Genomic DNA, 23,736 nt, shown 5'->3' with positions numbered 1-23,736 from the left:
CCCTCAGCGAACCCGCTTGCCGCCGTGATCACACGCTGGTGCCATGGGGGGTATGGCAGATCCCAAGTCCGCGCTCGTCCTCCACCTCGCCGCCGGCGGCGAGCCGCTGCTGTTCCCGCTGGCGGCCGAGGAATCCGTTGCCGTGCAAGAAAAGATCCCCGACCTGCTCAAGCACGGCGGCGTCCACTCTGTACAGACGAAGGACGGCAACACGGTGTCGGTGAACTTCGCCCACGTCGCCGCCGCGTACATCGACGACCTCAGCCGCAAGAGCCGGTTCGGCCTGACCGGGTGACGCGTCGCTACCGGAGCGTGAGCCCGATCAGCTCCGCCCGGATGTCCGGACGGGTGGCGGCCACCAGCACGAACGTCGCTTCCCGGACGAGGCGGGCGGCGTGGGATCCGCCGAGGATGGCGCGGCTGCCGGTGGCGGCGGCCAGCGCGCCGGCACTGCGGTAGGCCAGGTCGCTCGCCGCGGCGCGGGCGGCCGGGAGGGCCGGCGGGTCGGTGAGGGCGGCGTCGAGGCGAGTGCGGACCAGCTGCTGCTCGGCGCGCAACGCCTCCGCGGCCTGGTCCTCGCCCGCGTCCACGAGCAGGCGGGCGCAGCGTTCGGCCAGGCCCAGGGCCACGCAGCCGCTGAGGCGCGAGGCGAAGGTCTTGCTCCCGACGAACTCGGCGTACGGCTGTTCGGCGAACACGCGGTCCGCGGGGACGAAGTAGCCGTCCAGGTCGAGCCGGACCGTCGCCGTGCCCTGGGCGGCCGTCAGGTCCAGCGGGTGCGCGGTCACGCTCGGGTCGGGCACCGGCTCCACCACGACGCTGACCACCGTGTCGCCGTCACGGCCGGAGAGCTGCAACAGGTCGATGCCGCCCCAGCCGCTGACGAAGGGCGCTTCGCCGTCGAAGCGATAGCCGCCGTCGACGGGCTCGGCGCGGACGCGCGGCGGCGTCGGGATCACCCCGGTGTAGGCGACGCCCGCGCGCAGGTCGCCCGAGATCAGGGCGGGCAGGTACTTCGCGCGCAGCCCCGCGTTCGAGGTCCCGGCCAGGCCGACGACGAGGGCGTGGTGCTGGATCCAGGTGAACGTCGTGCTCAGGCAGCCACTGGCGAGCGCCTCGATCACCGCGACCAGCTCGGCCAGCGAAAGACCGGGGCCACCGGCCGCGGCGGGAGCGGCCACACCGTAGAGGCCCGCCGCGGCGAGCGCGTCGAAATGCGAGCGCGGCACGACGCCCGTCCGGTCCACCTCGGCCGCGGCCGGGAACAGCAGGTCGTCGGCGAGGGCGCGGGCTTCGGCCACCAGATCCGTCACAGGAATCAAGCTACCGAAAGTCTCGTGAACCCGGCCGGAACGCACTGAAGGCCACCCACGAGCGGCGGGTGTCCTTCAGCGACGGGCTTGGTTACAGCTCGTAGAGCCGCTTCCAGTTGTCCCGCGAGGTCAGCTCGGGCATGGCGCGCTTGTACTGCTCCTGCACGCCCGCGCCTTCCTTGCGCAGCCGCTGGATCGTCTTCGCGCCGCGCTTGGCGAGTTCGAACATCTTCACCTTGTCGTACGTGCGCACACGCACGCCCTCCTGCGAAGCGTCCGTGACCACGGCCGTGTCGAACAGCGCGATGTGCCACCAGTGCGCCTCGTCGATCGGCACCGCGCCGAGGCCGAAGCGGCTGCGGCCGAGCACGCGGTCGAGCACGCGCTTGATCAGCACGAGCCGCTGCATGCTGGGCCGCGGCGCGCTGTTGATGATGCCGATGTCGTTGGACGCGATGCCCGGGACGTCGGTCGCCTTGTGCCGCTTGGTCTCCGGGTACTGCTCGCGGATCCGGCGGATCTCCTTCATCGCCGCGACGCCGCCGTCACGCAGGACCTCCGGCCCCTCGAGGAAGTCCTCGACGGCCTTGATCAGCGTGGCCGAAAGGCCGTACTGCATGCCCAGCAGGTAGCGGACCAGCTGCGCGAGCAGCACGCGCGAGAGCAGGTTCAGGTTGAACGGCGAGTGCAGCGCGGCGGTGATGATCGAGTTGCGCAGGTTGAAGTACCGGTGCCACTCGTCCCAGTCCTTCCAGTGGAAGTCCGCGTGCCACACGCCGGCGCCCGGCAGCGTGACGGTCGGGAAGCCGTACTCGCGGGCCCGGTAGGAGTACTCGGCGTCGTCCCACTGGAAGAAGAACGGCAGCGGGTAGCCGATGGCCTTGACCACCTCGTACGGGATCAGGCACGACCACCAGCCGTTGTACCCGGCGTCGAGGCGGCGCTCCTGGCGGTTGGGCTTGAGGCTGTCCTCGTCGACGCCCAGCAGGTCCGCCGTGGACAGCGAGTGCTGCACCGGCTGGCCCGGCTCCAGCGTGTTCAGCCGGGCGTACTCCGCGCCGACGTGCAGCTGGTTCGGGTGCAGCAGGTTCAGCATCTGGCCGCCGACGATGACCGGGTTGGCCGCGCGGTTGGAGAACGCGGTCATCCGCACGACCAGGTCCGGCTCCAGCAGCACGTCGTCGTCCATGAACAGGACGTTCGCGTGCTCGGTGGCGGTGTGGCCGGCCACCTCGAACAGGCCGCGGGTGAAGCCGCCGGCACCGCCGAGGTTCGGCTGCTTGATGTAGTGCAGCTTGTCGCCGAGGTCCTTCGCGACCTGCGCGAAGCCGTCCCGCGACTCGACCAGGTCGGTGCCCTGGTCGGCGACGTAGATGGCGTCGAGCGTGTCCAGCGACGACACGTCCGCGGCGAGCGCCTGCAGGTTCTTCAGGCAGTCGTCGGCGCGGTTCATGGTGCAGATGGTGACGGCGGTCGGGCGGATCTTCTCCGGGGCATCGACCGTCCAGCGGACCTGCTCGACGCGCAGCGTCTGGCCGCCCTCGGTCTCCAGGTCGAGCCACAGGGCGCCGCCGTCGTGGAACTTGTCCAGCTTCGCGCTCAGCGTCACCTTCTTGGCCTTGGCGCCGGTGACGACCTCGGCGTTCGCCACCCGGGCGTCACCCTCGAGGTCGGACGCGCCGACGGTCAGCAGCCCGTCGCCGGTCACCAGCGCCTCGACGGAGACCTCGGTCACCGACGTCCAGCGCTGCCAGTAGCTGGCCGGGAAGCGGCCGAAGTAGGTGTTCCCGGAGACCTTGGACGACGGTTCGACGGTGATCCCCGCGCGGTCCCGCACCGCGGAGCCCCACTCGAGCTCGGCGTAGAGGTCCTTGCTGACGATCGGCGCGGGACCGGCGTACAGGCCGCGCTGGGCCGTCAGCCGGCCTTCGGGTGCGTGCTCCGCGAACCGGGTCTCGCCTGCGGGGGCCGCCTCGGCGACCGGGGCTGCTTTACCGGGCATAGAACTCAGTTCTCCTTTACCGGCCGCTCACGAAACACGACCCACTTGAGCATGACGAAATTGATCACGGTCGCCGTCGCCTGTGACACGACCCAGCCGAGCGTGGCCTTCCACGCCGACTCCGGAAGCAGGTGCAGCATCCACTGGTTCATCCCCACGGCGACGAAGAACGTCACCGCGTACAGCAGCACGAAGCTGCCGACCTGCGTGCCGCCCTCGCGGCGGCCGCCGGAGAAGGTGAACCGGCGGTTGAGGAAGAACGCCGTGGTCGTGCCCACGATGAAGCTGATCGCGCGGGCGACGGTGACCCAGGGGACGGCGTCCATGCCGATGGCTCTGAGCAGCGAGTACGTGCCCAGGTCCAGGAGGGCGCAGAAGCCGCCGATCAGGCCGAAGCGGATGAGCTGCCCGAGCAGACCGGGGCCCGACGGTGCCGGCACCGTCGTCTCGCTCTGCGGTTCTGTAGCCACCACTGGAATACCTCGTCGGCTTGGTGCGTCGTTGTCTTTGGATGTCCAAGTCCGTGTCGACTTTGACGCTCGGACGCTTGTGCCTTGATTCGCAAAGTGTAGAAGCGGCCACTTGCACGCCACGTTCCGGGCGTCATTCGGCGTGCCTATACCCTGGCTGAGTGACCCATTCACCCGAGACACAGCGTCGCACGCTCACCGGTTGGGGCCGCACCGCCGGGACCGTCGCCGACGTCCTGACCACGCGCGACGTCGACGCCATCGCCAAGGCGGTCGCCTCGGCCGGCCCCCGCGGGGTCATCGCGCGCGGCCTCGGCCGCTCGTACGGCGACCCCGCGCAGAACGCCGGCGGCCTGGTCGTCGACATGACCGCGCTGGACCGCATCCACTCGATCGACCCCGACTCCGGGCTGGTCGACCTCGACGCCGGCGTCAGCCTCGACAAGCTGATGCGCGAGGCGCTGCCGCACGGGCTGTGGGTCCCGGTCCTGCCGGGCACGCGCCAGGTGACCATCGGCGGCGCGATCGCCAACGACATCCACGGCAAGAACCACCACTCCGCGGGCAGCTTCGGCAACCACGTCGTGTCGATGGACCTGCTGACCGCCGACGGCACGGTGCGCACGCTGACCCCGGAGGGCCCCGAGGCCGAGCTGTTCTGGGCGACCGTGGCGGGCATCGGCCTGACCGGCATCATCACCCGCGCCACCGTGCGGATGAAGAAGACCGAGAGCGCGTACTTCCTGGTGGACGCCGACCGCACGGCGAACCTGGACGAGACGATCGCGCTGTTCACCGACGGCTCGGACCTGAACTACGACTACTCGATGTCGGTGCCGGACCTGATCTCCTCGGACGGCCGCCTCGGCCGGGCCACCTTCTCCCGCGGCTCGCTCGCCAAGGTGGACGAGCTGCCGCCGAAGCTGCGCAGCCAGCCGTTGAAGTTCGACGCGCCGCAGCTGCTCACGCTGCCAGACCTGTTCCCGAGCGGGCTGGTCAACAAGCTGACCTCGACCATGATGAACAACCTGTGGCAGCAGACCGTGCCCAAGCAGGGCGCGCGGGGCAAGATCCAGAACCTGACGCAGTTCTACCACCCGCTGGACATGCTCAGCGAGTGGAACCGCGGCTACGGCGCCAAGGGCTTCCTGCAGTACCAGTTCTCGGTGCCGTTCGGCGCGGAAGACCAGTTCAAGGCCATCTGCCGGATGATCTCGCGGTCCGGGCACTACTCGTTCCTCAACGTGTTCAAGCGCATGGGCGACGCCAACCCGGCCCCCATGTCGTGGCCCACGCCGGGCTGGATGCTCAGCGTGGACTTCCCGATCAGGGGCGACCTGAGCCGGTTCTGCCTCGAGCTGGACGAAGCCGTGCTCGCCGCGGGCGGCCGTCTCTACACCGCGAAGGACTCGCGGACCTCGGCGGAGACCTTCGCGAAGATGTATCCGCGGCTCGAACAGTGGCGCAAGACCCGCGCCGCCGTTGACCCCGAAGGCGTTTTCGCCTCTGACATGAGCCGGAGGCTCGCACTGTGATCGACGCCGTTGGCAACCCCCAGTCCCTGCTGCTGCTCGGCGGCACGTCCGACATCGCGTTGGCGATCGCGGAGAAGTACCTCGCGGAGAAGCCGCTGCGGGTCGTGCTGGCCGCTCGGCCCTCGCCGCGGCTCGACGCGGCCGCCCAGCGGCTCAAGGACCGCGGCGCCGAGGTGTCGACCGTCGAGTTCGACGCCAAGGACACCGCCTCGCACCCCGACGTGCTGGAGAAGGCTTTCGCCGGCGGCGACATCGACGTGGCCGTGGTCGCGTTCGGCCTGCTCGGCGACCCCGAGGAGCTCTGGCAGGACCACGCCAAGGCCGTCGAAGCGGCCACGGTGAACTACGCCGCCGCCGTCTCGGTCGGCGTGGCGCTGGCGGCGAAGCTGAAGGCGCAGGGCCACGGCACGATCGTGGCGCTGTCCTCGGTGGCCGGTGAGCGCGTCCGCCGCTCGAACTTCGTCTACGGCTCCACCAAGGCCGGTTTCGACGGGTTCTACCTGGGCCTCGGCGAGGCGCTCGCGCCGCACGGCGTGCAGGTCACCGTGGTCCGGCCGGGCCACGTGAAGACCAAGATGACGGCCGGGCTGAAGGACGCCCCCCTGGCGCAGACCGCCGAGCAGGTGGCCGACATCGCCGTGGACGCCGCCCGCCGCGGCAAGGACCTGGTCTGGGCCCCCGCGCAGTTCCGGCTCGTGATGTCGGCGCTGCGGCACGTGCCGCGCCCGATCTTCCGGAAGCTGCCGATCTAAGACGACTGCCGCCAAGGGGACCTTCGCCGCCGCAAGGTGTGCGCGAAGGTCCCCTTGGTCGTCTCCGGGGTCCACCGATCGGTGGATGCCGGTTGACCGGGCTGCGGATGGTTCCGGGGCGCCGTCGATCGAAGACTGGGCGCATGGGCAAGGACTTCCGGGCTTCACTGTTCGCACTGCTCGTCGACGTCGGGGCGCCGGTCGGCGGGTACTACCTGCTGCGGGCGTTCGGCGTGCCGTCCGTCTGGGCGCTGGTGCTGAGCGGCCTGCCGCCCGCGCTGCGGGTGCTGTACACCGCCGTCGTGCGCCGGAAGGTGGACGGCATGGGGCTGTTCGTGCTGGCGATCGTCGCCGTCGGGCTGGTCACCACGCTGATGACCGGCGACGCCCGGCTGCTGCTGGTGCGCAACGCGTGGTTCAGCTCGCTGGCCGGCGTGTGGCTGCTGGCGAGCCTGTTCGTCGGCCGCCGCCCGGTGACGTACGAGATGGCCCGCGCGCTGCTGCCCGGCCGGGGCGAGCGGCTCGACGAGGCGTGGGATTCGCGGCCGTCGTTCCGCCGCGCGTGGCGGGTGCTCGCCGTGGTCTGGGGCGTCGGCGGGCTGGTGCACAGCGGCATCAGCGTCACCATGGCGTACTCGCTGCCGGTGGACGACGTGCCGGCCCTGGACACCGTGCTGGGGATCGTTTTCTTCGTGCTGCTGCAGGTCGTGACGCAGGTCGTGCTGTTCCGCGAGGGCACGCTCCCCCGGATCACCCGGCCCGCGTCAGCTCGCCGGTGAGGCGGGGACCAGGTAGAGCCGCTGGGTGCCGACCCACGGCGAGTCGATCGTCCAGCTCGCCAGCGCCGACGGCGGCGGCGCCTGGCGGGTGGTGGCCAGCACGAGGTCGGGGCTGATCGGCGCGACGCTGTGGTCGAAGTTGTGGAAGTTGGCCTCGAGCAGGGCGCGGCCCAGCTCACCGCTGCGGCGCTTGGTCTCGGTGATCGCCGGGTCGACGGCGCCGCGGTCGGAGAACTGGTCGACCAGGCGGCAGCCGCACGCGTAGGCGAGCGCGCCGACCTCCCCCGGGCTCTCCACGGAGCGGCCCTTGACCAGGCTCGCGAGCTGGCTGCCGATCCGGCGGTACTCGTCGGACGCCGCGTGGTTGCTGGTGATCGGCGCGAACCGGCGCGGCAGGCCGGGCTGCACGTACACCGCGACGGCGGCGGCGAAGACCAGCCCCGCGACCGCACCGGCGCCGAGGCGGACTCGCTGCGGAACCACACACGCGCAGGCCGCCAGGAAGATCGTCGCGCTGATGATGCTCGGCGCGTAATACCAGTGGTAGGGCGGGACGCCGAGCCAGGAGTACGCCGCGTAGTGCAACGCGCCCGCCACGGCCAGCGCGGCGAACGGGGCGATCTTCTTCGCGGCCGGGGAACCGCGGCGGAAGTGGACTGTCCACACGAGACCCGCGGCGGCGGCGAGCAGCAGTGGCAGGAAGGAAATCACTGTGGCAGCGGGAAAGTTGCGCCAGTAGAGCAGTGGGCCGTTGGCGAAGGAGAACGGCCCCCACGGGCTTTGCGTCACCTTGATGACCAGCGTGTCCGGCAGCGCCGAGCCCAGCGCGTACCAGCTGAACGCGAACCACGGCAGCGTCACGGCGAGCGCGGCGAAGGCGGTGCGCCAGATGCCGTCCCAGAACTGCCGGCGCGCGGCGAACACCACCAGCGCCACGAGCAGCAGGTCGATCCGCACGAGCGTGAGCAGCCCGGCGGCGAGGCCGAACGCGACCGGACGGCGTTCGGCCGCGTAGAGCATCACCCACACCGACCCGGCCGCGCCCAGCACCACCTCGAGCCCGACGGACGAGATCAGCAGCGGGTTCACCAGCAGCAGCGCGAAGGCGAGCGGCGCGAAGGCGGCGGGCAGCCCGGCTTGCGCGGCCAGCCGTCGCAGGCCGAGCACCAGCACCACCTGCGCGGCCACGAAGACCACTCCGGCTGCCGCGACGGGGTCCCGCAGGAGAACCGTGACGGCCGCGAGCGCGAGCACGTTCAGCGGCGACGTCGCGGTGTTCGCCGTGCCCTGCTCGATCAGCCCCCAGTGACCGTGGAAGGCGAGGTTCTTCGCGTAGGAGAGGGTGATGTACGTGTCGTCGATCAGATGGCTGCTGGCCAGCGAAAACACCAGCGCCGACGCCACGGCGGCCGCCACCGGCACCGCCCACGGACGGACACGGTCGAGCACCACCGGCAGCGCACCGGTGGTCAGCGGAAGTTCTGCGGAGGCGCCTCGCATCACGGACACCGTACACAACGTCCGTAATCTTCCCGTGACCTACTCGGCCACCTCCGCGACCGGCGCCTTCAGTCCGGTCACCAGCTCCCCGGCGTCGATGTCGAGCCCGGCGGCGAACTTGAGCAGGTTGTGCAGGTTCACATTGCGCAGCCCGCGCTCCACCTGACTGACGAACGTCCAGTGCACCCCAGCCGCGTCGGCGAGCTTCTCCTGGCTGACCCCCAGCTCCTGCCGCCGCGACCGAACGCGCGCGCCGAGCTGCCGCGTCGCGTCGGAAAGGGGGTCTTTCGCCATGGTGGATTGATTAAAGGTGTCCAGGTTATTCAACGCCAGAGAATGAATGTCTAGATGATTTGCGTCTATAGCTTTTGTGTCTAGTTACGGGCATTTCTTGCGAATGGTCACGCGGAGCGTGACCGATCAGCTACCGTGCTAACTGTCGGCCGTTGTGAACGCCAAGGGGAGAACGGGTTACATGGGCCTTTGGGACACCATTTCGTTCACGGTCATGGACTCGGGCCCACCCCCTTCGGGCGGCTTCGCCCTCCAACGCGACGAGGCGACACAGCTGGTCGCGCGGCTGCAGGACGTGTTGGACCAGCTCAACGACATGCATCGCGAAGCCTTCTTGCTGTGCCACATCACGCCACCGTCGCAAGACCCCGGCACGATGATCTACCAGCAGGCGCTCACCATGAATGCCGCCGGACAACCCGCCGCTCTCTCCTACGGCGGCGGGCATATCGATCTCCAGCTGGCTTATGTGAAAGAATTGATTGCCCGCCTGCGAACCGCCTTGGGGATGACCGAGGCGAGTGACGAAACGCAAGCCGGGGCGATTGGCGAGGTCAGCAAGGAATCCGAGGGGCGAATCTGATGGACCACAGAACTGTCGTCACGGCTGTCGCCGCCGCCGCGATTCTCCTGGCGGCAGGCTGCACGGATCAGAAGGCCGGCGGCACTCCTTCGCCGGCGCCACAGCCGTCAGCAAGCCCCTCGGTACCGGCCACCCAGAAACCTCCGTTCGCAGGTGCGCCGAAGGTCACCAATCCGCTGCCCAGCTCGGTCCTCTCCGGTAGCCCTTGTGAGGCGCTGACCCCACAACAGGTCCAGGTCAACATCGGGGTGAGCGTGGCGGGCAAGCCTGACAATCTGCCAGGCATCGGGCCGCAGTGCACCTGGACGAACAAGCAGACGAGCGCCCAAATGGGCGTGTCCTTCACCACCGAACCGGGCGACGGGCTCAGCGGGGACTACGCCAACACCCGGCCGAAGATGCCGGTCTGGAAGGAACTTCCACCCATCCAGGGCCTGCCCGCCGTGGTCTACTCCGACAACAGCAAACCCAACCCCGACTTCTGCGCGGTGGCCATCGGCATCACCGACGCTCTCTCCGTCGACGTGACGGTCGCGCTCAGTCTGCAGAAGTCCGGCAAGGTTGATGCCTGCACGGTCGTGCCGTTGACCGCCAATGACGTGGTCACGACGTTGAAGCAGAAGGCCGGCTCGTGAGCTTCGAGCAGATCGACGCGGTGCTCAAGCAGGGGCAGCAGCTCGTGCCCGTGCCGGATGTCGTGAGTGCCGTGCTCGCCGGGAACTCGGGGAGCTGGCACGTCGGCGTCGGGGCGGCGAACAAGATCGCCGCTGATCAGGATGCTGTGGGGCAGGATCTGACGCAGATCCTCGGGCGGCTCGAGTCTGCCTGGACCGGGGCGGGGGCGGACGGGGCGGCCGCGCGGATCCAGCGGATCCGGACGTCCGCGATCGCCGCGAATCAGACGTTTGTGCACAACGGCAACGAAATCGGCAACGCCGCCTCGCTGTACGAGGGCATGAAGAACCAGCTCACGCCCATGCCGTCGCGGCCGAACCTCGCGCCCGGGCAGAGCGCGGCCTGGTGGGACCAGGACATGGAGTCCTCGGTCACGGCGTACAACGACACCGCGAAGCGCAACCTCGACATCTACAACGGCTACGTCGGCCAGACCCAGGCCAACACCAGCCGGCTCCAGTACGACTACGGCCAGATCAGCACCTACGACGGCGGCGACGTCAGCCTGACGCCCACCTCGGACGCCGGAAAGCCCGCCGGGCCACCGTCGGGGAGTCCGCACGGTCCCGCTTCCGTGGACGCTGGGGCGCAGCCGAACAACAGGCCCGCAGTCGGCGGGCCCGGCACGAACGGTCCCCTCGCGCCCGGTGCTGGTGCTGGTGCTGGTGCTGGTGCTGGTGCTGGTGCTGGTGAAGACGGAACCACGACGGCGGGCGCGACTCCGCCGCCGCTGGGCTCGCTGCCGTCGTCGGGGGCGGGCGGGGCAGGCGCGGGAAACGCGGGCGCCAAGCCCGGGACCGGCGGTGGCATCTTCGGCGGTCCGGGCGGCATCGGGAACGGCGCGGGTGGGCTCGACGAGACCGGCCCGTACGGCACCCCGTACGGCGGCGGCCGATTCGGCGACCCCGGTGGTGACGGCCGATTCGGCAACCCCGGCGGTGAGGGTGGGCGTGCGGGCGGCGTCGGACGTCCGGGCAGCGGCGCGGGAGCCGGCGGCGCGGCCGAGGGGCGCGGATCCGTTGGTGCGCCGGGAAAGCAGACCGGCGGGGCGCCTGGACCGGGCCGTTCCGCGGGCGCGCTCACCGAGGCGGAACGGACGGCCGCCGCGCGGGGCACCGGCGGGCCGGGCGGGATGGCGCCGGGCGGACGCGGCAAAAAAGAGGACGACGAGGAGCACCAGCGCAAGTTCGTGCTCGACACCGACACCCTGTTCGGCGAGGAAGGCCGGACCGTCGATCCCGTGACGGGGCTGCCGGTCGTGCCGCCGACCATCGGCGGGTGAGCGTGCTCGACCGCGCGGTCGTGCTCCCGAAGCTGGCGTTCACCACGGCGTGGGCGATGCTCGACCTGGGTGATCCGCACCCGGTCCTCGGCACGGACGTCCACCACTGGATGAGCGACGAAATCCGCCGCAAGCTGCACGAAGAGACGATCTCGCTGCTCGCCGAGCACGGTCTGGCGCGGCACGACCGGCTCAATCCGCTGTGGCGCGCCACGCTGCGTGTGCTCAGTGCCCCGGACCGCGAGTTCTACGCCTGGTCCGGCCTGCGCGACGGGACCCAACGCGCGTCGCTGATCGCGCTCCGTGGTGACGAGGGCGTCTGCCTGCTTTCCCGCGACGCGACGGTCGAGGTGCGGCCGGTGCGCGTGAAGTGGCCGGCGACCAGCCTGTACGACACGCTGCCGAACGTCGCGGGCGCGCCGATCCGGACGGTCACCGTCCCCCACACCCCCGACGACGAGCCCCCGGACCCGCTGACCGAGCCGTCGAACGCCCGCGACTACCTGGCCGACGTCCTGTCCCGTCCTCAGGAAGCGGTGCACCAGCTGTACACCGCCCGCCGCGACGAGTCCGGCCGACGTTCGCGCAGCCTCCCCATCACGGCCCTCGACCTGACGAACGAGGGCCGCGTCCTGACCTACCTGACCGAGGACGACCGCATCACCCTGACGTCCGGCACCCCGCGCACCGTGGTCAGAACCCTGAACGACACCCACGCCGGCTTGCTCTGACGGGCCCCGCCCCCCAATCGCCGGAAACCCTTGCGCCCCAAGGGTTTTTGTGTTGCCGACAACAGTGGTGCCGCGGGTGCCGATGGTGCTCAGATGCCGTCGCCGGTGCCGTTGGTGCCGAAGCCGGTGGTGCCGTTCTGACTGTTGGTGCCGTTCTGGCTGTTGGGGGCGTTCTGGCCGTTCTGGCCCTGGTTGCCGAAACCTTGGCCGTTCGGGGCCTGGCCGCCGAAGCCCTGGCCGCCGCGGAATTGGTGGTAGCCGCCGGAGCCGCCGCCGCGGACGCGGGACATGCCGGGCCTCGTGTTGTGGCCGGTGGCGGCCATGACCCCGCCGACGACACCACCGCCGATCACCAGCCCGAGGACACCCACCGCGACCAGTTGCGTCGCCCGGTGGCCGACGAACCTGCGGAAACCACCCGGCTGCCGGGCACCCACCGGCTGCGCCGCACCCCACGGCACGGCTCCCGGCTGCTGACCCTGCGGCGGCACCGCACCCGGAACCGCCTGGCCCTGCGGGGGAACCGCACCCGCTCCGCCCGCACCTTGCGGCGGCACCGCACCCGGAACCGCCTGGCCTTGCGGGGGCACTGCACCCGGAACGGGCTGGCCTTGCGGGGGCACTGCACCCGGAACGGGCTGACCCTGCGGCGGCACCGCACCCGGAACGGGCTGCGGCGGCACGGCGCCAACTCCAGCCGCACCCGGCGGAGGTACCGCACCCGGGACGGGCTGCGGAGGTACCACGCCTTGCTGCTGATTCTGTGCCGTGACCTGCGGCTGCTCACCCGCACTCGGGACGACGCCCGGGTGCTCGGCGGCGCTCGCCGGCTGCCCGGTCCCGGTCTGCGGCGAGAGGCCGGGACCGGCCAGTTCCGTGGTCTCGGCGGCACCCGTCGGCTCGACCGGGTTCGGGGTGGTCGGCTGGTCGCCAGGGGCCGGTCGGCCGTCGTCGGGTGACGCGGCGGGGTGGGGATCCTGGTCGGTCATCTTCGGGCTCCTCTGAAGCGCTGAGTGGGAACGGGCGCGCTGCCCGCCCCCACCGTCGAGGATGACCGTCGAATCTGTGCTGCGCCTGAAGGCCAGCTGTTTAAATCCGCGCGCTTTTCACAGGTAGAACGACAGGAACAGGGTCACGACCCAGGACGCGCCGAGGACCTGGAGGACCCGGTCGTTCAGGGCGATCTCCTCCGGCTCGCCGGCCTTGCCGCCGTCGACGTCGACCGCGTAGCGCAGCACGGCGACCACGAACGGGACCATCGAGACGACCGCCCACACCGAGTCGTGCTCGACCTGGCGGATCTCGAACGCCCAGAGGCAGTACGACATGATCAGGATCGCCGCGGACGTCGCCCAGACGAAGCGCAGGTAGCTCGCCGAGTACTTCTTCAGCGACGAGCGGATCTTCGCGCCCGTCCGCTCGAACAGCATGATCTCCGCGTAGCGCTTGCCCGACACCATGAACAGCGAGCCGAACGCCGTGACCAGCAGGAACCACTGCGACATCGCGATGCCGCCCGCCACACCACCGGCGACCGAGCGCATCAGGAAGCCCGAGCCGACGATCGCGAGGTCCACCACCGGCTGGTGCTTGAGCCCGAGGCAGTAAGCGAGCTGCACGGCCTCGTACACCGCCAGCACCACGGCCAGCTGCCAGCTCGCCGCGAACGACACGGCCAAGCCCGCCAGGAAGAACACCACCGCCGCGCCGTAAGCCACCGGCACCGGCACGATCCCGGCCGCGATGGGCCGGTTGCGCTTGGTCGGGTGGGCGCGGTCGGCCTCGACGTCGATGGCGTCGTTGATGAGGTAGACCGACGAGGCCGTGAGCGAGAAGGCCACGAACGCGATCAGCGCGTCGATGACCAGCTCGGTGCGGTTCGTCGCCTTCGAGAAGGCGAAGAACGGCGCCGCGAACACCAGGACGTTCTTCACCCACTGCCGCGGCCGGGCCGTCTTGATGACGCCGCCGAGCAGGCCCAGCGAGCCCTTCTTCGGCGCCGCGGGCTCGGCAACGGCCTCGGCCACCGCCGGGGCGGCCGAGGCGTCGGCAGCGGTCTCGGCCGGTTTGGCGGCCACGGGCTCGGACTCGCCGGAGTCCGGGGTCCGCTCGTCGGTCGTTTCGCTCATCGTCTCTTCAGCTTCCGTCGGATCAGACCACCGACGAGGCCTCCCAGGGCCGCACCGGCCAGTACGTCGGTCGGATAGTGGACGCCGAGGACCAGCCGCGAGGCCAGCATCGGCGGTACGAGGGCGGGCACCAGGTTACGCCCGGTCAATCCGGAGTAGAGCACCGCCGCCGCCGTCGTGGACGTCGCGTGCGACGACGGGAAGCTCAGCTTGCTCGGCGTGCCCACCAGAACCTCGACGCTCGGGTGGTCCGGACGCGGGCGGCGGACCACCCGCTTGACCGCGATGGACGCGGCGTGCGCGCCCACCACCCCGGCCGACGCGATCAGCCAGTCCTTGCGCCGCTCCTTGTCGGCGACCGCGCCGACCAGGCCGAGTGCGAACCAGCCGATGGCGTGCTCGCCGAAGTGCGACATGCCACGCGCGGCCTTCACCGCGCCCGGCTTCTTCAGGAAGGCCTGAGCCTTCGAGAGGACGGCGACCTCGCCCGCTGCGGTTGGGGGGTCCAGGGGGGCTCGCCCCCCGGCCGGGGTCTGGGGCTCGGCCCCAGAGGTCACAGCCTCAAGCATCGATCGACCCGTCGATCGGCGTGCCGTCGGTCAGGTGCGGGGCGATCTTGTTGTCGAACGCCGACAGCGCCGAGCCGATCGCCATGTGCATGTCGAGGTACTTGTACGTGCCGAGGCGGCCGCCGAACAGCACGTTCTTGTCACGCGCCTCGTTCTTCGCCAGCTCGCGGTAGCTCTCGAGCTTCTCGCGGTTCTCCGGCGTGTTGATCGGGTAGTACGGCTCGTCGTCTTCCTTGGCGAAGCGGGAGAACTCGCGGAAGATGACCGTCTTGTCCTTCGGGTAGTCCCGCTCCGGGTGGAAGTGCCGGAACTCGATGATGCGCGTGTACGGGACTTCCTGGTCGTTGTAGTTGACGACCGGGGCGCCCTGGAAGTCTCCGGTCTCCGCGACCTCGGACTCGAAGTCGACGGTGCGCCAGGTGAACCGGCCCGCCGAGTAGTCGAAGTAGCGGTCCAGCGGCCCGGTGTACACGGTCGGCGTGCCGGCCGGGATGTGCTCGCGGACGTCGAAGTAGTCGACGTTCAGCCGGACCTCGATGTTCTCGTGGTCGGCCATCTTCTTCAGCCACGCGGTGTACCCGTCGACGGGCAGGCCCTCGTAGGTGTCGTTGAAGTAGCGGTTGTCGAACGTGTAGCGGACCGGCAGCCGGGTGATGATGTTGGCGCCGAGGTCCTTGGGGTCGTTCTCCCACTGCTTCGCGGTGTACCCGCGGATGAACGCTTCGTAGAGCGGGCGGCCGACCAGCGAGATGGCCTTCTCTTCGAGGTTCTGCGCGTCCTCGGTCCGGAACTCGGACGCCTGCTTGGCGATGAGCTCGCGCGCCTCGTCCGGCGTGTGCGACTTGCCGAAGAACTGGTTGATCAGGCCGAGGTTCATCGGGAACGAATAAACCTGGTCCTCGACCTTGGCGAACACCCGGTGCTGGTAGCCGGTGAACTCGGTGAAGCGGTTGACGTACTCCCACACGCGCTTGTTCGAGGTGTGGAACAGGTGCGCGCCGTACTTGTGCACCTCGATGCCGGTCTCGGGGTCGGCCTCGGAGTAGGCGTTGCCGCCGAGGTGGCTCCGGCGCTCGATCACGAGGACCTTCTTGCCGAGCTCGGCAGCGGCCCTCTCCGCGACGGTCAGCCCGAAGAAACCGGACCCGACGACGACGAGGTCGTAACCGGCGAAGTCGTCTTCAGTAATCTTGGCGGGGTTCGTGTGCTCGCTCACGGGCGCCCAGGGTACGCAGCCCCCGAGCCGCGGCCCGCACCGACCTCAGCCTTCACCGGCAGTTCACCTCCGACAGACCTGGGAAGCATGCCTGCACCGGACACCTTCTGGAGCTATTTCAGCGCGGTACTGACCTACCTGGCCGTGCTGGCGGTGCCGGGCGGCCTGATCGGCCGGGCCGCCGGCGTCCGGGGCTGGGCGCTGGCCGGGCTGGCCCCGCTGCTCAGCTACGCGGTCACCGGGCTCGCCGGGCCGTGGCTCGCCATCGTCGGGCTGCCCTACAACGTGGCGACGGCGGCCGCCTGCACGCTGCTGCTCGCCGGCGCCGCGTACGGCTCGCGGCGGCTGTTCATCGCCCGCGGCTGGCTGAAGCCGGGCGCGGAGGAGCCGCCGGTGCCGTGGACGCGGCGGGCGCATTGGGCGGTGGCGGCGTGCGTGGTCGTCGCGGTGGGGCTTTCGATCGCCGTGGTGCTCTCCGCGCGCGGCGGGACGACGGCGGTGTTCCAGCGCTGGGACACCGTCTTCCACGCGAACGGCATCCGCTACATCGCCGACACCGGCGACGGCTCGCTCATGGGCATGGGCAAGATCAACTGGTACCCGGACGGCTCCTTCTACCCCAACGGCTACCACCTGGTCGGCGCGCTGGTGTACCAGATCTCGGGCACCAGCGTCCCGGTCACGCTGAACGCCATCACGATGCCGGTCGCGGGCATCTTCGCGCTGGCGATGGTCGCGCTGATCCGCCAGCTCGGCGGACGAGCGGTGTACGCGGGCTGCACGGCGCTGGTCGCGGCGGCCGCCACCACGGGCGCGTACGAATCGGTGTCGAGCGGCCTGCTGCCGTACGCGCTGGGCATCGTGCTGACGCCGCTGGCGGTGGTCGCGCTGCAGCGGTTCCTGGTGCGGCCGGGCATCGACACCGGGCTGATCGTGGCGCTGGCCGCGGTCGGGCTGCTCGCGGCGCACTCGAGCGCCCTGTTCGGCGCCGTGCTGTTCGCGCTGCCGGTGGCCCTCCAGCGCTGGTACCGGTCGCTGCGGCGCAAGCCCGTGGACGGCGTCCCGGACGGGCGGCCGGCGTGGCGGGTGGTCGGCGGCGACGTGCTGCGGATGGTCCCGGTGATGCTCGGCAGCGGCCTGCTGGCGGCGCCGATGATCCTCGGCGCGATCAGCTTCACGGCGGGCTCGTACCCGTACCAGGCGTGGAATTCGGACCTTTCGGTCCCGCTCGCGTTGAAGCTGCTCGTGACCTTCCAGCAGGTGCTGAGCCGTCCGCAGATCTGGCTGACGGTGCTGCTCGCGGTGGGCGTGCTGAGCTTCCACACGCTCGGCCGGATGCGCTGGGCGCTGTTCTCGGCGCTCGGGCTCTCGGCGTTTTTCGTGCTCGTGACCTGCTACGGCTACCTGCCGTGGGTGATCTCGCTGTCCCGGCCGTGGTGGAACGACCGCTACCGGCTGATGGCGCTGGCCGCGATCCCGCTGTGCCTGCTCGCCGGGCACGGCATGGCGGAGCTGCAACGCTGGTTCGCGCGGCTGGCCGGCAGCGGCGAGTGGGCGCGATCGCGGCCGCGGGTGCTGACGCGTGTCGGCGTGGGCACGGCGGTGCTGGTGGTCGTGGTGATGGCCGTGCTGACCGGCGGCTTCTACCGCACGGCGAACGCGACGGCCGTCTCGTACCTCTACTACAACGGGCCCGAGGGCGAGGTCACGCCGCCGGTCAGCGCGAACGAGATCACGGCCATGGAGCGGCTGGGCGCCATGGGGATCCCGGCGCGGGAGAAGGTGCTCAACGACCGGATGGACGGCACCGCCTGGATGTACGCCATCGCCGGCGTCCACCCGGTCGCCGGCCACTACGACGGCGGCGGCCACGTCGACCCCGACGCCGTGTACCTGGCCCTGCATTTTCGGGACTACGACAGCGATCCGCGCGTGCGCGACGCCGTGCGCCGGCTCGATGTGCACCACGTCCTGATCGGCAGCGGCACGATCCGCAAGGACACGCCGATCGCCCCCGGCCTGCGCGGGCTCGACGGGCGGGACTTCCTGAAGCTCGACTACCGCAACCCGGGCGCCTCGATCTACACGATCGTCAAGTAGAAGAACCCGGATCCTCGTGGCCGCAGCTCCCCGACTGCGACCACGAGGATCTCCCGTCCCCCGACTCTCCCGGGGCGAGAAGACCGGCCCCCGGCCGGCTCCCCCTCTGCTTCTCGAAAATCGAGACGCCTCATGCCGGAACTCGGTTTCCCGGCCGGGTGGATATCACCCGATCGGCCCAGCCCGGGAGTCGCGGTCAGGCTTCGTGCAAGGTCGGCAGCACGTCCTCGACGACCTTCTCCAGCACGGATTCCCGGCCTTCGTACGGACCGCCGGAGCGGGGCCAGTGCGCGATGACGTCGGTGAAGCCCAGCGCCGAGGCGCGGTCCACGGCGTCGCGGAACGCGTCGAGGCTGCTGAGCGAGAACACCGGCGCGGCGTCCAGGCTGAGGTACCGCTGGATGCTCGCGCGCTCGCGGCCGGCGGCGTCAAGACGCTCGTCGAAGACGCGGCTCAGCTCGGCGATGCCCTGCCACCACTCGTCCAGCGTGGTGCCGCCGCGCCCGGTGGTGACCCAGCCGGCGCCGAAGCGGGCGGCCAGCGTCATGGTGCGCGGGCCGTTCGCGGCGACGACGAACGGCAGCCGCGGCCGCTGCACCGTGCCGGGCAGGTTCCGCGCGCCCTTGGCCCGGTAGTACTCGCCCGCGAAGTCGAACCGGTCGGTCATCAGCAGGCCGTCGAGCGATTCGACGAACTCGGTGAAGCGGTCGGCGCGCTGCCGCGGCGTGAGGTCGGGGGCTTCGAGGACCTGGGCGTCGTAATTCGAACTGTCCACGCCCGCGCCGACGCCGAGCACGAAACGGCCGTCGGAAACGTCGTCGAGGGTGATCAGCTCCCGCGCGAACGGCACCGGGTGCCGCGCGACCGGGGACGCCACGAAGGTGCCGAGGCGGATGCGCGACGTGACCATCGCCGCCGCCGTCAGCGTGGGCACCGCGGAGAACCACGGCCCGTCGACCAGCGACCGCCAGCCCAGGTGGTCATACGTCCACGCGTGGTCGAAGCCGTACTCCTCGGCGGCCCGCCACTTCGGCTCGGCCGCCCACCAACGATCTTCCGGAAGGATCACAATGCCTGCTCGCACGAGGGTGGACGGTAGCGCCCACCACCGACATTCGCTCGAACGGGCGGTGCCCGCGCCCGTTCGGGGACAATGGTCAAGTGGACAAACCCCGCCTGGTCGCTTCCGACGTCGACGGCACCCTGCTCGGCCCCTCCGAGGTCGTCTCCGACCGCACCATCGCGGTGGTGCGGCGGGTGCGGGACGACGACGTGCCGTTCGTGCTGTGCACCGGCCGCCCGCCCCGCTGGATCGCGCCGATCGCCGAACCGCTGGGGCTGACCGGCTACGCGGTGTGCGCGAACGGCGCCGTGCTGCTGGACATCGGCGCCGACACGGTGACCGCCGTGCACGGTGAGCTGGCCCCGGAGCTGCTGCACGACCTCGCGAGCGCCCTCGACAAGGCCGTGCCCGGCTGCCGGGTGGCGGCCGAGCGCATCGGCACCGGCGAGGTCGACCACGACATGCGCAACTTCGTGATCGAGCCCGATTACCACAATCCGTGGGGCAGTGACGAAGGCCGCACGGCGATGCGCGCCGAGGTGCTCGGCCACCCCGCGATCAAGCTCCTGATCAGCCACCGGGAGATGCGCTCCGAGGAGATGGCCCAGGCCGCGCGCGCGATCTTCGACGGCGCGGTGGACGTGACGTACTCCTCGTCCGGCGGCCTGATCGAGGTCTCCGCCCACGGCATCACGAAGGCCACCGGGCTCGCGGAGGTCGCCGAGCGCTTCTCGGTGACCGCGGAGCACGTCATCGCCTTCGGTGACATGCCGAACGACGTCGAGATGCTCAAGTGGGCCGGCCACGGCGTCGCGATGGCCAACGGGCACCCGGCCGTGCTGGCGGTCGCGGACGAGGTGACCGGGCCGGCCGGTGAGGACGGCGTGGCCGAAGTCCTCGAACGCTGGTTCTGACGCGGGTCAGTCGCGCTCGGCCGGGCGGCGGTCCAAAGCCGCGGCGGCCTCCGGGGTGGGGGCGGTGCCGCCGAGGTGGGCGGGCAGCCACCAGCGGTCGTCGTCGCCCGTGGGGCGGTCCGGATAGGACGCCTGGGCCTGGTCGAGCAGCTCGGACATCCGGGCGCGCAGGTCCTTGGTCAGCACCTCGCAGTCGTCCTCGGCGGACGGGTGCATCGGGGCGCCCAGGACGATCGAAATCGGCACGTGGCGGTGGGTCAGGTCCTTCGGGTGGCCCTTGGTCCACAGCCGCTGCGTGCCCCACAGCGCCATCGGGATCACCGGCACCCCGGCCTCGGCGGCCATGCGCGCCGCGCCCGTCTTGATGTCCTTCACGGTGAACGAGCGGCTGATCGTCGCCTCCGGGAAGACACCGACGACCTCGCCCGCGCGCAGCCGCTTCACGGCCTCGTCGTAGGAGGCCTGGCCGGCGGCGCGGTCGACGGGGATGTGGTGCATCCCGCGCATCAGCGGCCCGCCGACGCCGTGCGAGAAGATCTCCTGCTTCGCCATGAACCGCACGAGCCGCTTCGACGGGCGCGCGCCCAGGCCGCAGTAGATGAAGTCCAGGTAGCTGACGTGGGTGCAGGCGATCACCGCGCCGCCGGTCGCCGGCACGTGTTCCGCGCCCTCGATCCGGATCCGGTTGTCGAGGAGCCGGAACATCAACCGGGCCGCGACGAGCACGGGCGGGTACACGAGGTCAGCCATAACGCCAGGCTACGGGAGCCGGAGCGGCGGAACCTACGCTCGCGTAGGTTTTGGGTGCCACACCACTCCGGCGAGCACCAGCGCGACGAGCGTGGCGAACAGGGCGATCTCCTGGTGCTTGACGTTTTCGATGCCGTCACCCAGCGCCCCGAGCACGAACTGTCCGAACGCGACGGTCAGCAGCAGCCCCAGCGCCACGCCCAGCGCGGTGCGGCGGTGCCGCCAGCCGCGCCAGGCGACGAACAGCCACAACGGCACGAGGGCGAACAGGCCGAGCGGCGCGAGCAGTCCGGTGAGACTCGACACGACCGGCACGCGGTACTCCCGCGCGTGCGGCGCGAAGCCCGCCGACGCCGTGAAGCTGCCCAGGTAGTCCGGCCGCGCGGCCAGCAGGTCGCCCGCCGCGCGGTTCAGCACCGCCAGCGTGCGGGACGGGTGGGTGGCGAAGAAGGTGACGGCGTTCCGGCGGCTCATCCGGTCCCGGTACCGCGGGTACAGCGGGTCCGAGATGACCGGGTGCGGGCCCCACCAGCCGTTGCCCGCGTACTGCGCGAACGACGAGGGCAGGCCCAGCTCCGCGAGGTCGGCGGCCGTGTCGTGCCTGCCGTCCACGATGTTCAGGAAGATGGTGTTGACCATGTTGATCTCGCGGGAGTCCCCGCCCGGGACCGAGGACCAGGTGCCGTCCGGCGCGGCGGCCGGGGCGACGCTGCTCTGCGCCCACCAAGTCCCGCCCACCAGCGCGGCGACGACGAGCAGCCCCGGCAGCCATCGCTGCCGGGTGCCGGGCCGGACCAGCAGCACGGCGACGGCCAGCAGCGGCAGGATCATCAGCGTCTGCACCTTGGCGTTCACCGCGATCAGCCCGCCGACGGCCGTCACGGCGAGTCCCACGTGGCTCCACCGGCCGGGGCGCGCGGTGAGCAGCAGACCGCCCACGGCCAGCAGCAGCCCGAGGAACGCCGTGCCCTCGCCGAGGATCGACGAGAAGTAACCGAAAAACGCCGAGTCCGCGACCACCAGCAGCAGCCCGAGCGCCACGAGCAGCCGGACGCGCGGGCCGTACGGCAGGCCGAGCACCACCGCCGTAACGGCCGCCGCCGCGACCACACAGCCCAGCACCCCCAGCACCACCAGGTTCAACGCGGAGTGCAGCCCGAACAGGTCCCCGACGTCGACGGCCAGGCGCGCGAGCCAGCTCTGGCTCAGCTGGTAGCTCGGGTCGCAGCCACCGGGCGTCGCCGCGTACTCGAGCCGGATGTACGGCTGCGGCGCGCTCTTCCAGGTGATCCCGGCGCCGCACAGCACGCGGAAGCCGTCGCCGTTGTCGGACATGGACACCGGCCGCGGCACCAGGAACCGGGCGAGCAGCGCGACCAGCGACCCGCCGAACACCCCGCATCCGAGGGACGGACGCGTCCGGACCCGCTCGGCCACGGTTTTCATCCAGGGCAGGATACGTACTGGAAGCCCGGCGCCCGGTCGAGGTCGTCGATCAGCCGGCCCGCCTCGTCGGCGCGCGGGTACACGGTGATCCAGAACGGCGTGCCGGTGCGGCGGAACGTCGCGGCCGGCGACGAGTCCGGGCCGGTGACGCAGTCCTGCCTCTCGGTGTAACCGTCGGGCACGGCGACGGTCGCGCGGCTCTCCCCGAGCCCGACCACGAACAGCGGCGAAGCCGTGCGGCCGGCGATCGCGCCCGGCGCCGCCGCGCTCACCACGGAGCCCGGCGGCAGGTAGGCGCCCAGCCACTCGCCGACCTCGGCGAGCTGCGCACTGTGCGTGCGCGCGTCGCGCACCCGGGCGAGCAGGTCCGGGCTGAACAACGACGCCAGCACGGCGAGGCCGGTCAATGCGGTCGCCGCCACCGGCACCAGGCGGGAGACGGTCCGCGGCCGCGGCGACGGGTTCGCGGTCGTGAGCGCCGCGTACGTCCCGACCGCCGCGACGGCCAGCAGCGGCGGCACCGGCGCGAGCAGCTGCCAGGACGGCCCGGGGTCTTCGTCCAGAATGGCCACGAACACCGTCAGGCCGGCCGCGAGGGCGAACAGCAGCCACAGCGAAGACCGTGCCGCCGCCGCCCGGCCGTGGGTGCGACGCGCGGCCAGCGTCCCGGCCGCGATCAGGCCGATCGCCAGGAAACCCAGGTGTGCCAAGGAAAACCCGGCCAGGTACCACCCGTCCGGCGCATGCGGCCGCAGCGCCCGGCTGGGCAGGAAGTGGTGGTAGTAGGTGGCGCGCCACGCCGTCCACGGCACCAGGAACACCAGCGCGCCCAGCCCGTAACCGGCCGGCGCCCACCAGGTGTGCCGGCCGCGGGCGGCGGCCACGACGAGCCAGATCCCGGCCACGACCACCGCCACCACGCCCTCAGGCCGGGTCATCACCGCGCCCGCCACGAGCACGCCCGCGACCACCGGCCGGGACGCGACGAGCGCGTACGCGACCGCGAGGAGCAGCAACACGAAAAACGGCGTCTCGGTGCCGGAGGTGCCGTACACCGCGAGGCCGTTCGCGCCCGCCGTCAGCACCGCGGCGGCGACACCGACGGCCGGGCGCGGTTCCCCGCCTTCGGGCAACGCGAGCGTGGTGACGCGATTCACCAGTAAGTACGCGACGAGAACGCAGCCGAACGTCGAAACGACCCCGAGCACAACCGCGGACGTCGCGATATCCGCGCCGAATGCGGCTTTCGGCAGTGCGACCACCACGAGCCAGAGGAAATTCGCGTACCCCTCGGACCGGTCACCGGGATTGAACACCGGCCCGTAACCGCCCGCGATGTTCTGCGCGTATCGGAAGGTGACGAGCGCGCCGTCGGTCACGGTGGCGAACAACAGCTGGTGCACCAGGGAGAAACCCAGGGTGAGCAGCAGCACGAACCCGCGCAGACGGCGGTCGGCGGCGATCCGGGCCCAGGTCGCGACGACGAGCGCGGCCAGCAGCAGCCAGCACGCGACGACCGCGTAACCCACCCGATCCCCCTCGCTTCACCCCGCCGCGGCCGTCCCCGCCGGCCGCCGTTCGCCAGGCACCACCATGGCGACTACCCCGTGAGTGATTCGCCGGAAAACACGCC

General features: G+C 71.0%; 24 protein-coding genes. 11 read left to right on the top strand and 13 right to left on the bottom strand.

The genetic code is table 11. The annotated features are described in order from the left end of the window. Positions 1 to 52: 52 nt before the first annotated feature. Positions 53 to 295 carry a hypothetical protein gene (locus BMY97_RS27095; protein WP_091621542.1) on the top strand — a complete coding sequence of 81 codons (243 nt, stop codon included), beginning with the start codon at positions 53 to 55 and terminating at the stop codon, positions 293 to 295. A 7-nt stretch (positions 296 to 302) separates the two neighbouring features. Here the strand turns inward: BMY97_RS27095 and BMY97_RS27090 are convergent, their stop codons facing one another. From BMY97_RS27090 to BMY97_RS27080, 3 genes are all read right to left on the bottom strand, one after another. Beyond that, positions 303 to 1,313 (bottom strand): acyl-CoA dehydrogenase family protein, encoded by a 1,011-nt coding sequence (locus tag BMY97_RS27090; RefSeq protein WP_091621539.1) that lies wholly within the window; start codon positions 1,311 to 1,313, stop codon positions 303 to 305. A 91-nt stretch (positions 1,314 to 1,404) separates the two neighbouring features. Further along, positions 1,405 to 3,315 (bottom strand): glycosyltransferase, encoded by a 1,911-nt coding sequence (locus tag BMY97_RS27085; protein ID WP_091621536.1) that lies wholly within the window; start codon positions 3,313 to 3,315, stop codon positions 1,405 to 1,407. A 5-nt stretch (positions 3,316 to 3,320) separates the two neighbouring features. Next, complete coding sequence (locus BMY97_RS27080) at positions 3,321 to 3,788, bottom strand: GtrA family protein (RefSeq protein WP_091621533.1); 468 nt, start codon at positions 3,786 to 3,788, stop codon at positions 3,321 to 3,323. Positions 3,789 to 3,946: 158 nt separating this feature from the next. Between BMY97_RS27080 and dprE1 the strand changes: the two genes are divergently transcribed. The 3 genes from dprE1 (at position 3,947) to BMY97_RS27065 (ending at position 6,851) form a co-directional block, all read left to right on the top strand. Further along, positions 3,947 to 5,320, top strand: a complete 1,374-nt coding sequence (dprE1, locus tag BMY97_RS27075) for a decaprenylphosphoryl-beta-D-ribose oxidase (RefSeq protein ID WP_091621530.1) — start codon at positions 3,947 to 3,949, stop codon at positions 5,318 to 5,320. Next, positions 5,317 to 6,072, top strand: coding sequence for a decaprenylphospho-beta-D-erythro-pentofuranosid-2-ulose 2-reductase (gene dprE2 / locus BMY97_RS27070; protein ID WP_091621527.1), 756 nt, complete (start codon positions 5,317 to 5,319; stop codon positions 6,070 to 6,072). Before dprE1 ends, dprE2 begins: the two co-directional genes overlap by 4 nt. Before the next feature lie 143 nt (positions 6,073 to 6,215). Next, entirely contained in the window at positions 6,216 to 6,851 is a 636-nt protein-coding gene (locus tag BMY97_RS27065; protein WP_091621525.1) for a VC0807 family protein, read from the top strand. Here BMY97_RS27065 and BMY97_RS27060 read toward each other — a convergent pair. Both BMY97_RS27060 and BMY97_RS27055 read right to left on the bottom strand, forming a co-directional pair. Beyond that, complete coding sequence (locus tag BMY97_RS27060; RefSeq protein WP_091621522.1) at positions 6,837 to 8,351, bottom strand: hypothetical protein; 1,515 nt, start codon at positions 8,349 to 8,351, stop codon at positions 6,837 to 6,839. The genes BMY97_RS27065 and BMY97_RS27060 overlap by 15 nt on opposite strands. Positions 8,352 to 8,390: 39 nt before the next feature. Next, the gene (locus BMY97_RS27055) at positions 8,391 to 8,645 is read right to left on the bottom strand and encodes a helix-turn-helix domain-containing protein (protein ID WP_091621520.1); all 255 of its coding nucleotides are present in this window, start codon (positions 8,643 to 8,645) and stop codon (positions 8,391 to 8,393) included. Positions 8,646 to 8,826: 181 nt separating this feature from the next. On the opposite strand from BMY97_RS27055, the gene BMY97_RS27050 reads away from it, so the two are divergent. The 4 genes from BMY97_RS27050 to BMY97_RS27035 are packed head-to-tail and all read left to right on the top strand — an operon-like array spanning position 8,827 to position 11,916. Continuing rightward, on the top strand, positions 8,827 to 9,228 hold the full coding sequence (locus BMY97_RS27050) for a hypothetical protein (protein ID WP_091621517.1): 402 nt from the start codon (positions 8,827 to 8,829) through the stop codon (positions 9,226 to 9,228). Continuing rightward, the gene (locus BMY97_RS27045) at positions 9,228 to 9,863 is read left to right on the top strand and encodes a DUF3558 domain-containing protein (protein WP_091621514.1); all 636 of its coding nucleotides are present in this window, start codon (positions 9,228 to 9,230) and stop codon (positions 9,861 to 9,863) included. Before BMY97_RS27050 ends, BMY97_RS27045 begins: the two co-directional genes overlap by 1 nt. Then, complete coding sequence (locus tag BMY97_RS27040; protein ID WP_091621512.1) at positions 9,860 to 11,185, top strand: hypothetical protein; 1,326 nt, start codon at positions 9,860 to 9,862, stop codon at positions 11,183 to 11,185. The genes BMY97_RS27045 and BMY97_RS27040 overlap by 4 nt, the downstream gene beginning before the upstream one ends. Further along, the gene (locus BMY97_RS27035; RefSeq protein WP_091621509.1) at positions 11,182 to 11,916 is read left to right on the top strand and encodes an ESX secretion-associated protein EspG; all 735 of its coding nucleotides are present in this window, start codon (positions 11,182 to 11,184) and stop codon (positions 11,914 to 11,916) included. The genes BMY97_RS27040 and BMY97_RS27035 overlap by 4 nt, the downstream gene beginning before the upstream one ends. A gap of 89 nt (positions 11,917 to 12,005) precedes the next feature. Here the strand turns inward: BMY97_RS27035 and BMY97_RS47235 are convergent, their stop codons facing one another. Continuing rightward, entirely contained in the window at positions 12,006 to 12,287 is a 282-nt protein-coding gene (locus BMY97_RS47235; RefSeq protein ID WP_177231573.1) for a hypothetical protein, read from the bottom strand. Between the two features lie 21 nt (positions 12,288 to 12,308). On the opposite strand from BMY97_RS47235, the gene BMY97_RS27025 reads away from it, so the two are divergent. Next, positions 12,309 to 12,875 carry a hypothetical protein gene (locus tag BMY97_RS27025; RefSeq protein ID WP_091621507.1) on the top strand — a complete coding sequence of 189 codons (567 nt, stop codon included), beginning with the start codon at positions 12,309 to 12,311 and terminating at the stop codon, positions 12,873 to 12,875. Positions 12,876 to 13,022: 147 nt separating this feature from the next. Here the strand turns inward: BMY97_RS27025 and BMY97_RS27020 are convergent, their stop codons facing one another. From BMY97_RS27020 to glf, 3 genes are read right to left on the bottom strand one after another with little or no spacing between them, the layout of a single operon-like run. Then, entirely contained in the window at positions 13,023 to 14,045 is a 1,023-nt protein-coding gene (locus BMY97_RS27020; protein ID WP_245787514.1) for a decaprenyl-phosphate phosphoribosyltransferase, read from the bottom strand. After that, positions 14,042 to 14,614 carry a phosphatase PAP2 family protein gene (locus BMY97_RS27015; RefSeq protein ID WP_245787513.1) on the bottom strand — a complete coding sequence of 191 codons (573 nt, stop codon included), beginning with the start codon at positions 14,612 to 14,614 and terminating at the stop codon, positions 14,042 to 14,044. Before BMY97_RS27015 ends, BMY97_RS27020 begins: the two co-directional genes overlap by 4 nt. Next, the gene (gene glf / locus BMY97_RS27010; RefSeq protein WP_091621504.1) at positions 14,607 to 15,830 is read right to left on the bottom strand and encodes a UDP-galactopyranose mutase; all 1,224 of its coding nucleotides are present in this window, start codon (positions 15,828 to 15,830) and stop codon (positions 14,607 to 14,609) included. The genes BMY97_RS27015 and glf overlap by 8 nt, the downstream gene beginning before the upstream one ends. A gap of 87 nt (positions 15,831 to 15,917) precedes the next feature. Here glf and BMY97_RS27005 point away from each other — a divergent pair, with 87 nt between their 5' ends. After that, entirely contained in the window at positions 15,918 to 17,930 is a 2,013-nt protein-coding gene (locus BMY97_RS27005; RefSeq protein WP_091621501.1) for a DUF6541 family protein, read from the top strand. Positions 17,931 to 18,126: 196 nt separating this feature from the next. Here BMY97_RS27005 and BMY97_RS27000 read toward each other — a convergent pair whose 3' ends face one another. After that, a complete protein-coding gene (locus tag BMY97_RS27000; protein WP_091621499.1) occupies positions 18,127 to 19,014 on the bottom strand; it encodes an LLM class flavin-dependent oxidoreductase in 888 nt (295 codons plus the stop codon). A gap of 92 nt (positions 19,015 to 19,106) precedes the next feature. Between BMY97_RS27000 and BMY97_RS26995 the strand changes: the two genes are divergently transcribed. Further along, positions 19,107 to 19,907, top strand: coding sequence for an HAD family hydrolase (locus BMY97_RS26995; protein ID WP_091621925.1), 801 nt, complete (start codon positions 19,107 to 19,109; stop codon positions 19,905 to 19,907). A gap of 6 nt (positions 19,908 to 19,913) precedes the next feature. On the opposite strand, the gene BMY97_RS26990 is transcribed toward BMY97_RS26995, so the two are convergent. From BMY97_RS26990 to BMY97_RS26980, 3 genes are read right to left on the bottom strand one after another with little or no spacing between them, the layout of a single operon-like run. Further along, complete coding sequence (locus tag BMY97_RS26990) at positions 19,914 to 20,657, bottom strand: lysophospholipid acyltransferase family protein (RefSeq protein ID WP_091621496.1); 744 nt, start codon at positions 20,655 to 20,657, stop codon at positions 19,914 to 19,916. A gap of 33 nt (positions 20,658 to 20,690) precedes the next feature. Beyond that, positions 20,691 to 22,103 carry a glycan biosynthesis hexose transferase WsfD gene (wsfD, locus tag BMY97_RS26985; protein ID WP_091621493.1) on the bottom strand — a complete coding sequence of 471 codons (1,413 nt, stop codon included), beginning with the start codon at positions 22,101 to 22,103 and terminating at the stop codon, positions 20,691 to 20,693. Then, positions 22,100 to 23,632 (bottom strand): hypothetical protein, encoded by a 1,533-nt coding sequence (locus BMY97_RS26980; protein ID WP_091621490.1) that lies wholly within the window; start codon positions 23,630 to 23,632, stop codon positions 22,100 to 22,102. The genes wsfD and BMY97_RS26980 overlap by 4 nt, the downstream gene beginning before the upstream one ends. Between the last annotated feature and the right edge of the window lie 104 nt (positions 23,633 to 23,736).

Source organism: Amycolatopsis saalfeldensis (assembly GCF_900110575.1).
GTDB classification, from domain to species: Bacteria; Actinomycetota; Actinomycetes; order Mycobacteriales; family Pseudonocardiaceae; genus Amycolatopsis; species Amycolatopsis saalfeldensis.
Note: the sequence above shows the minus strand (reverse complement) of the source record. Positions and strands in the feature narration are given on the sequence as shown.

Excerpts from the sequence above, each read along its gene's own strand:
- BMY97_RS27015 (WP_245787513.1), bottom strand. The coding sequence starts at position 14,614 with ATGCTTGAGGCTGTGACCTCTGGGGCCGAGCCCCAGACCCCGGCCGGG.
- BMY97_RS27055 (WP_091621520.1), bottom strand. The coding sequence starts at position 8,645 with ATGGCGAAAGACCCCCTTTCCGACGCGACGCGGCAGCTCGGCGCGCGC.
- BMY97_RS27020 (WP_245787514.1), bottom strand. The coding sequence starts at position 14,045 with ATGAGCGAAACGACCGACGAGCGGACCCCGGACTCCGGCGAGTCCGAG.
- BMY97_RS27095 (WP_091621542.1), top strand. The coding sequence starts at position 53 with ATGGCAGATCCCAAGTCCGCGCTCGTCCTCCACCTCGCCGCCGGCGGC.
- BMY97_RS27060 (WP_091621522.1), bottom strand. The coding sequence starts at position 8,351 with ATGCGAGGCGCCTCCGCAGAACTTCCGCTGACCACCGGTGCGCTGCCG.
- BMY97_RS27065 (WP_091621525.1), top strand. The coding sequence starts at position 6,216 with ATGGGCAAGGACTTCCGGGCTTCACTGTTCGCACTGCTCGTCGACGTC.
- BMY97_RS26990 (WP_091621496.1), bottom strand. The coding sequence starts at position 20,657 with ATGGCTGACCTCGTGTACCCGCCCGTGCTCGTCGCGGCCCGGTTGATG.
- wsfD (WP_091621493.1), bottom strand. The coding sequence starts at position 22,103 with ATGAAAACCGTGGCCGAGCGGGTCCGGACGCGTCCGTCCCTCGGATGC.
- BMY97_RS27005 (WP_091621501.1), top strand. The coding sequence starts at position 15,918 with ATGCCTGCACCGGACACCTTCTGGAGCTATTTCAGCGCGGTACTGACC.
- BMY97_RS27050 (WP_091621517.1), top strand. The coding sequence starts at position 8,827 with ATGGGCCTTTGGGACACCATTTCGTTCACGGTCATGGACTCGGGCCCA.
- BMY97_RS27085 (WP_091621536.1), bottom strand. The coding sequence starts at position 3,315 with ATGCCCGGTAAAGCAGCCCCGGTCGCCGAGGCGGCCCCCGCAGGCGAG.
- BMY97_RS27045 (WP_091621514.1), top strand. The coding sequence starts at position 9,228 with ATGGACCACAGAACTGTCGTCACGGCTGTCGCCGCCGCCGCGATTCTC.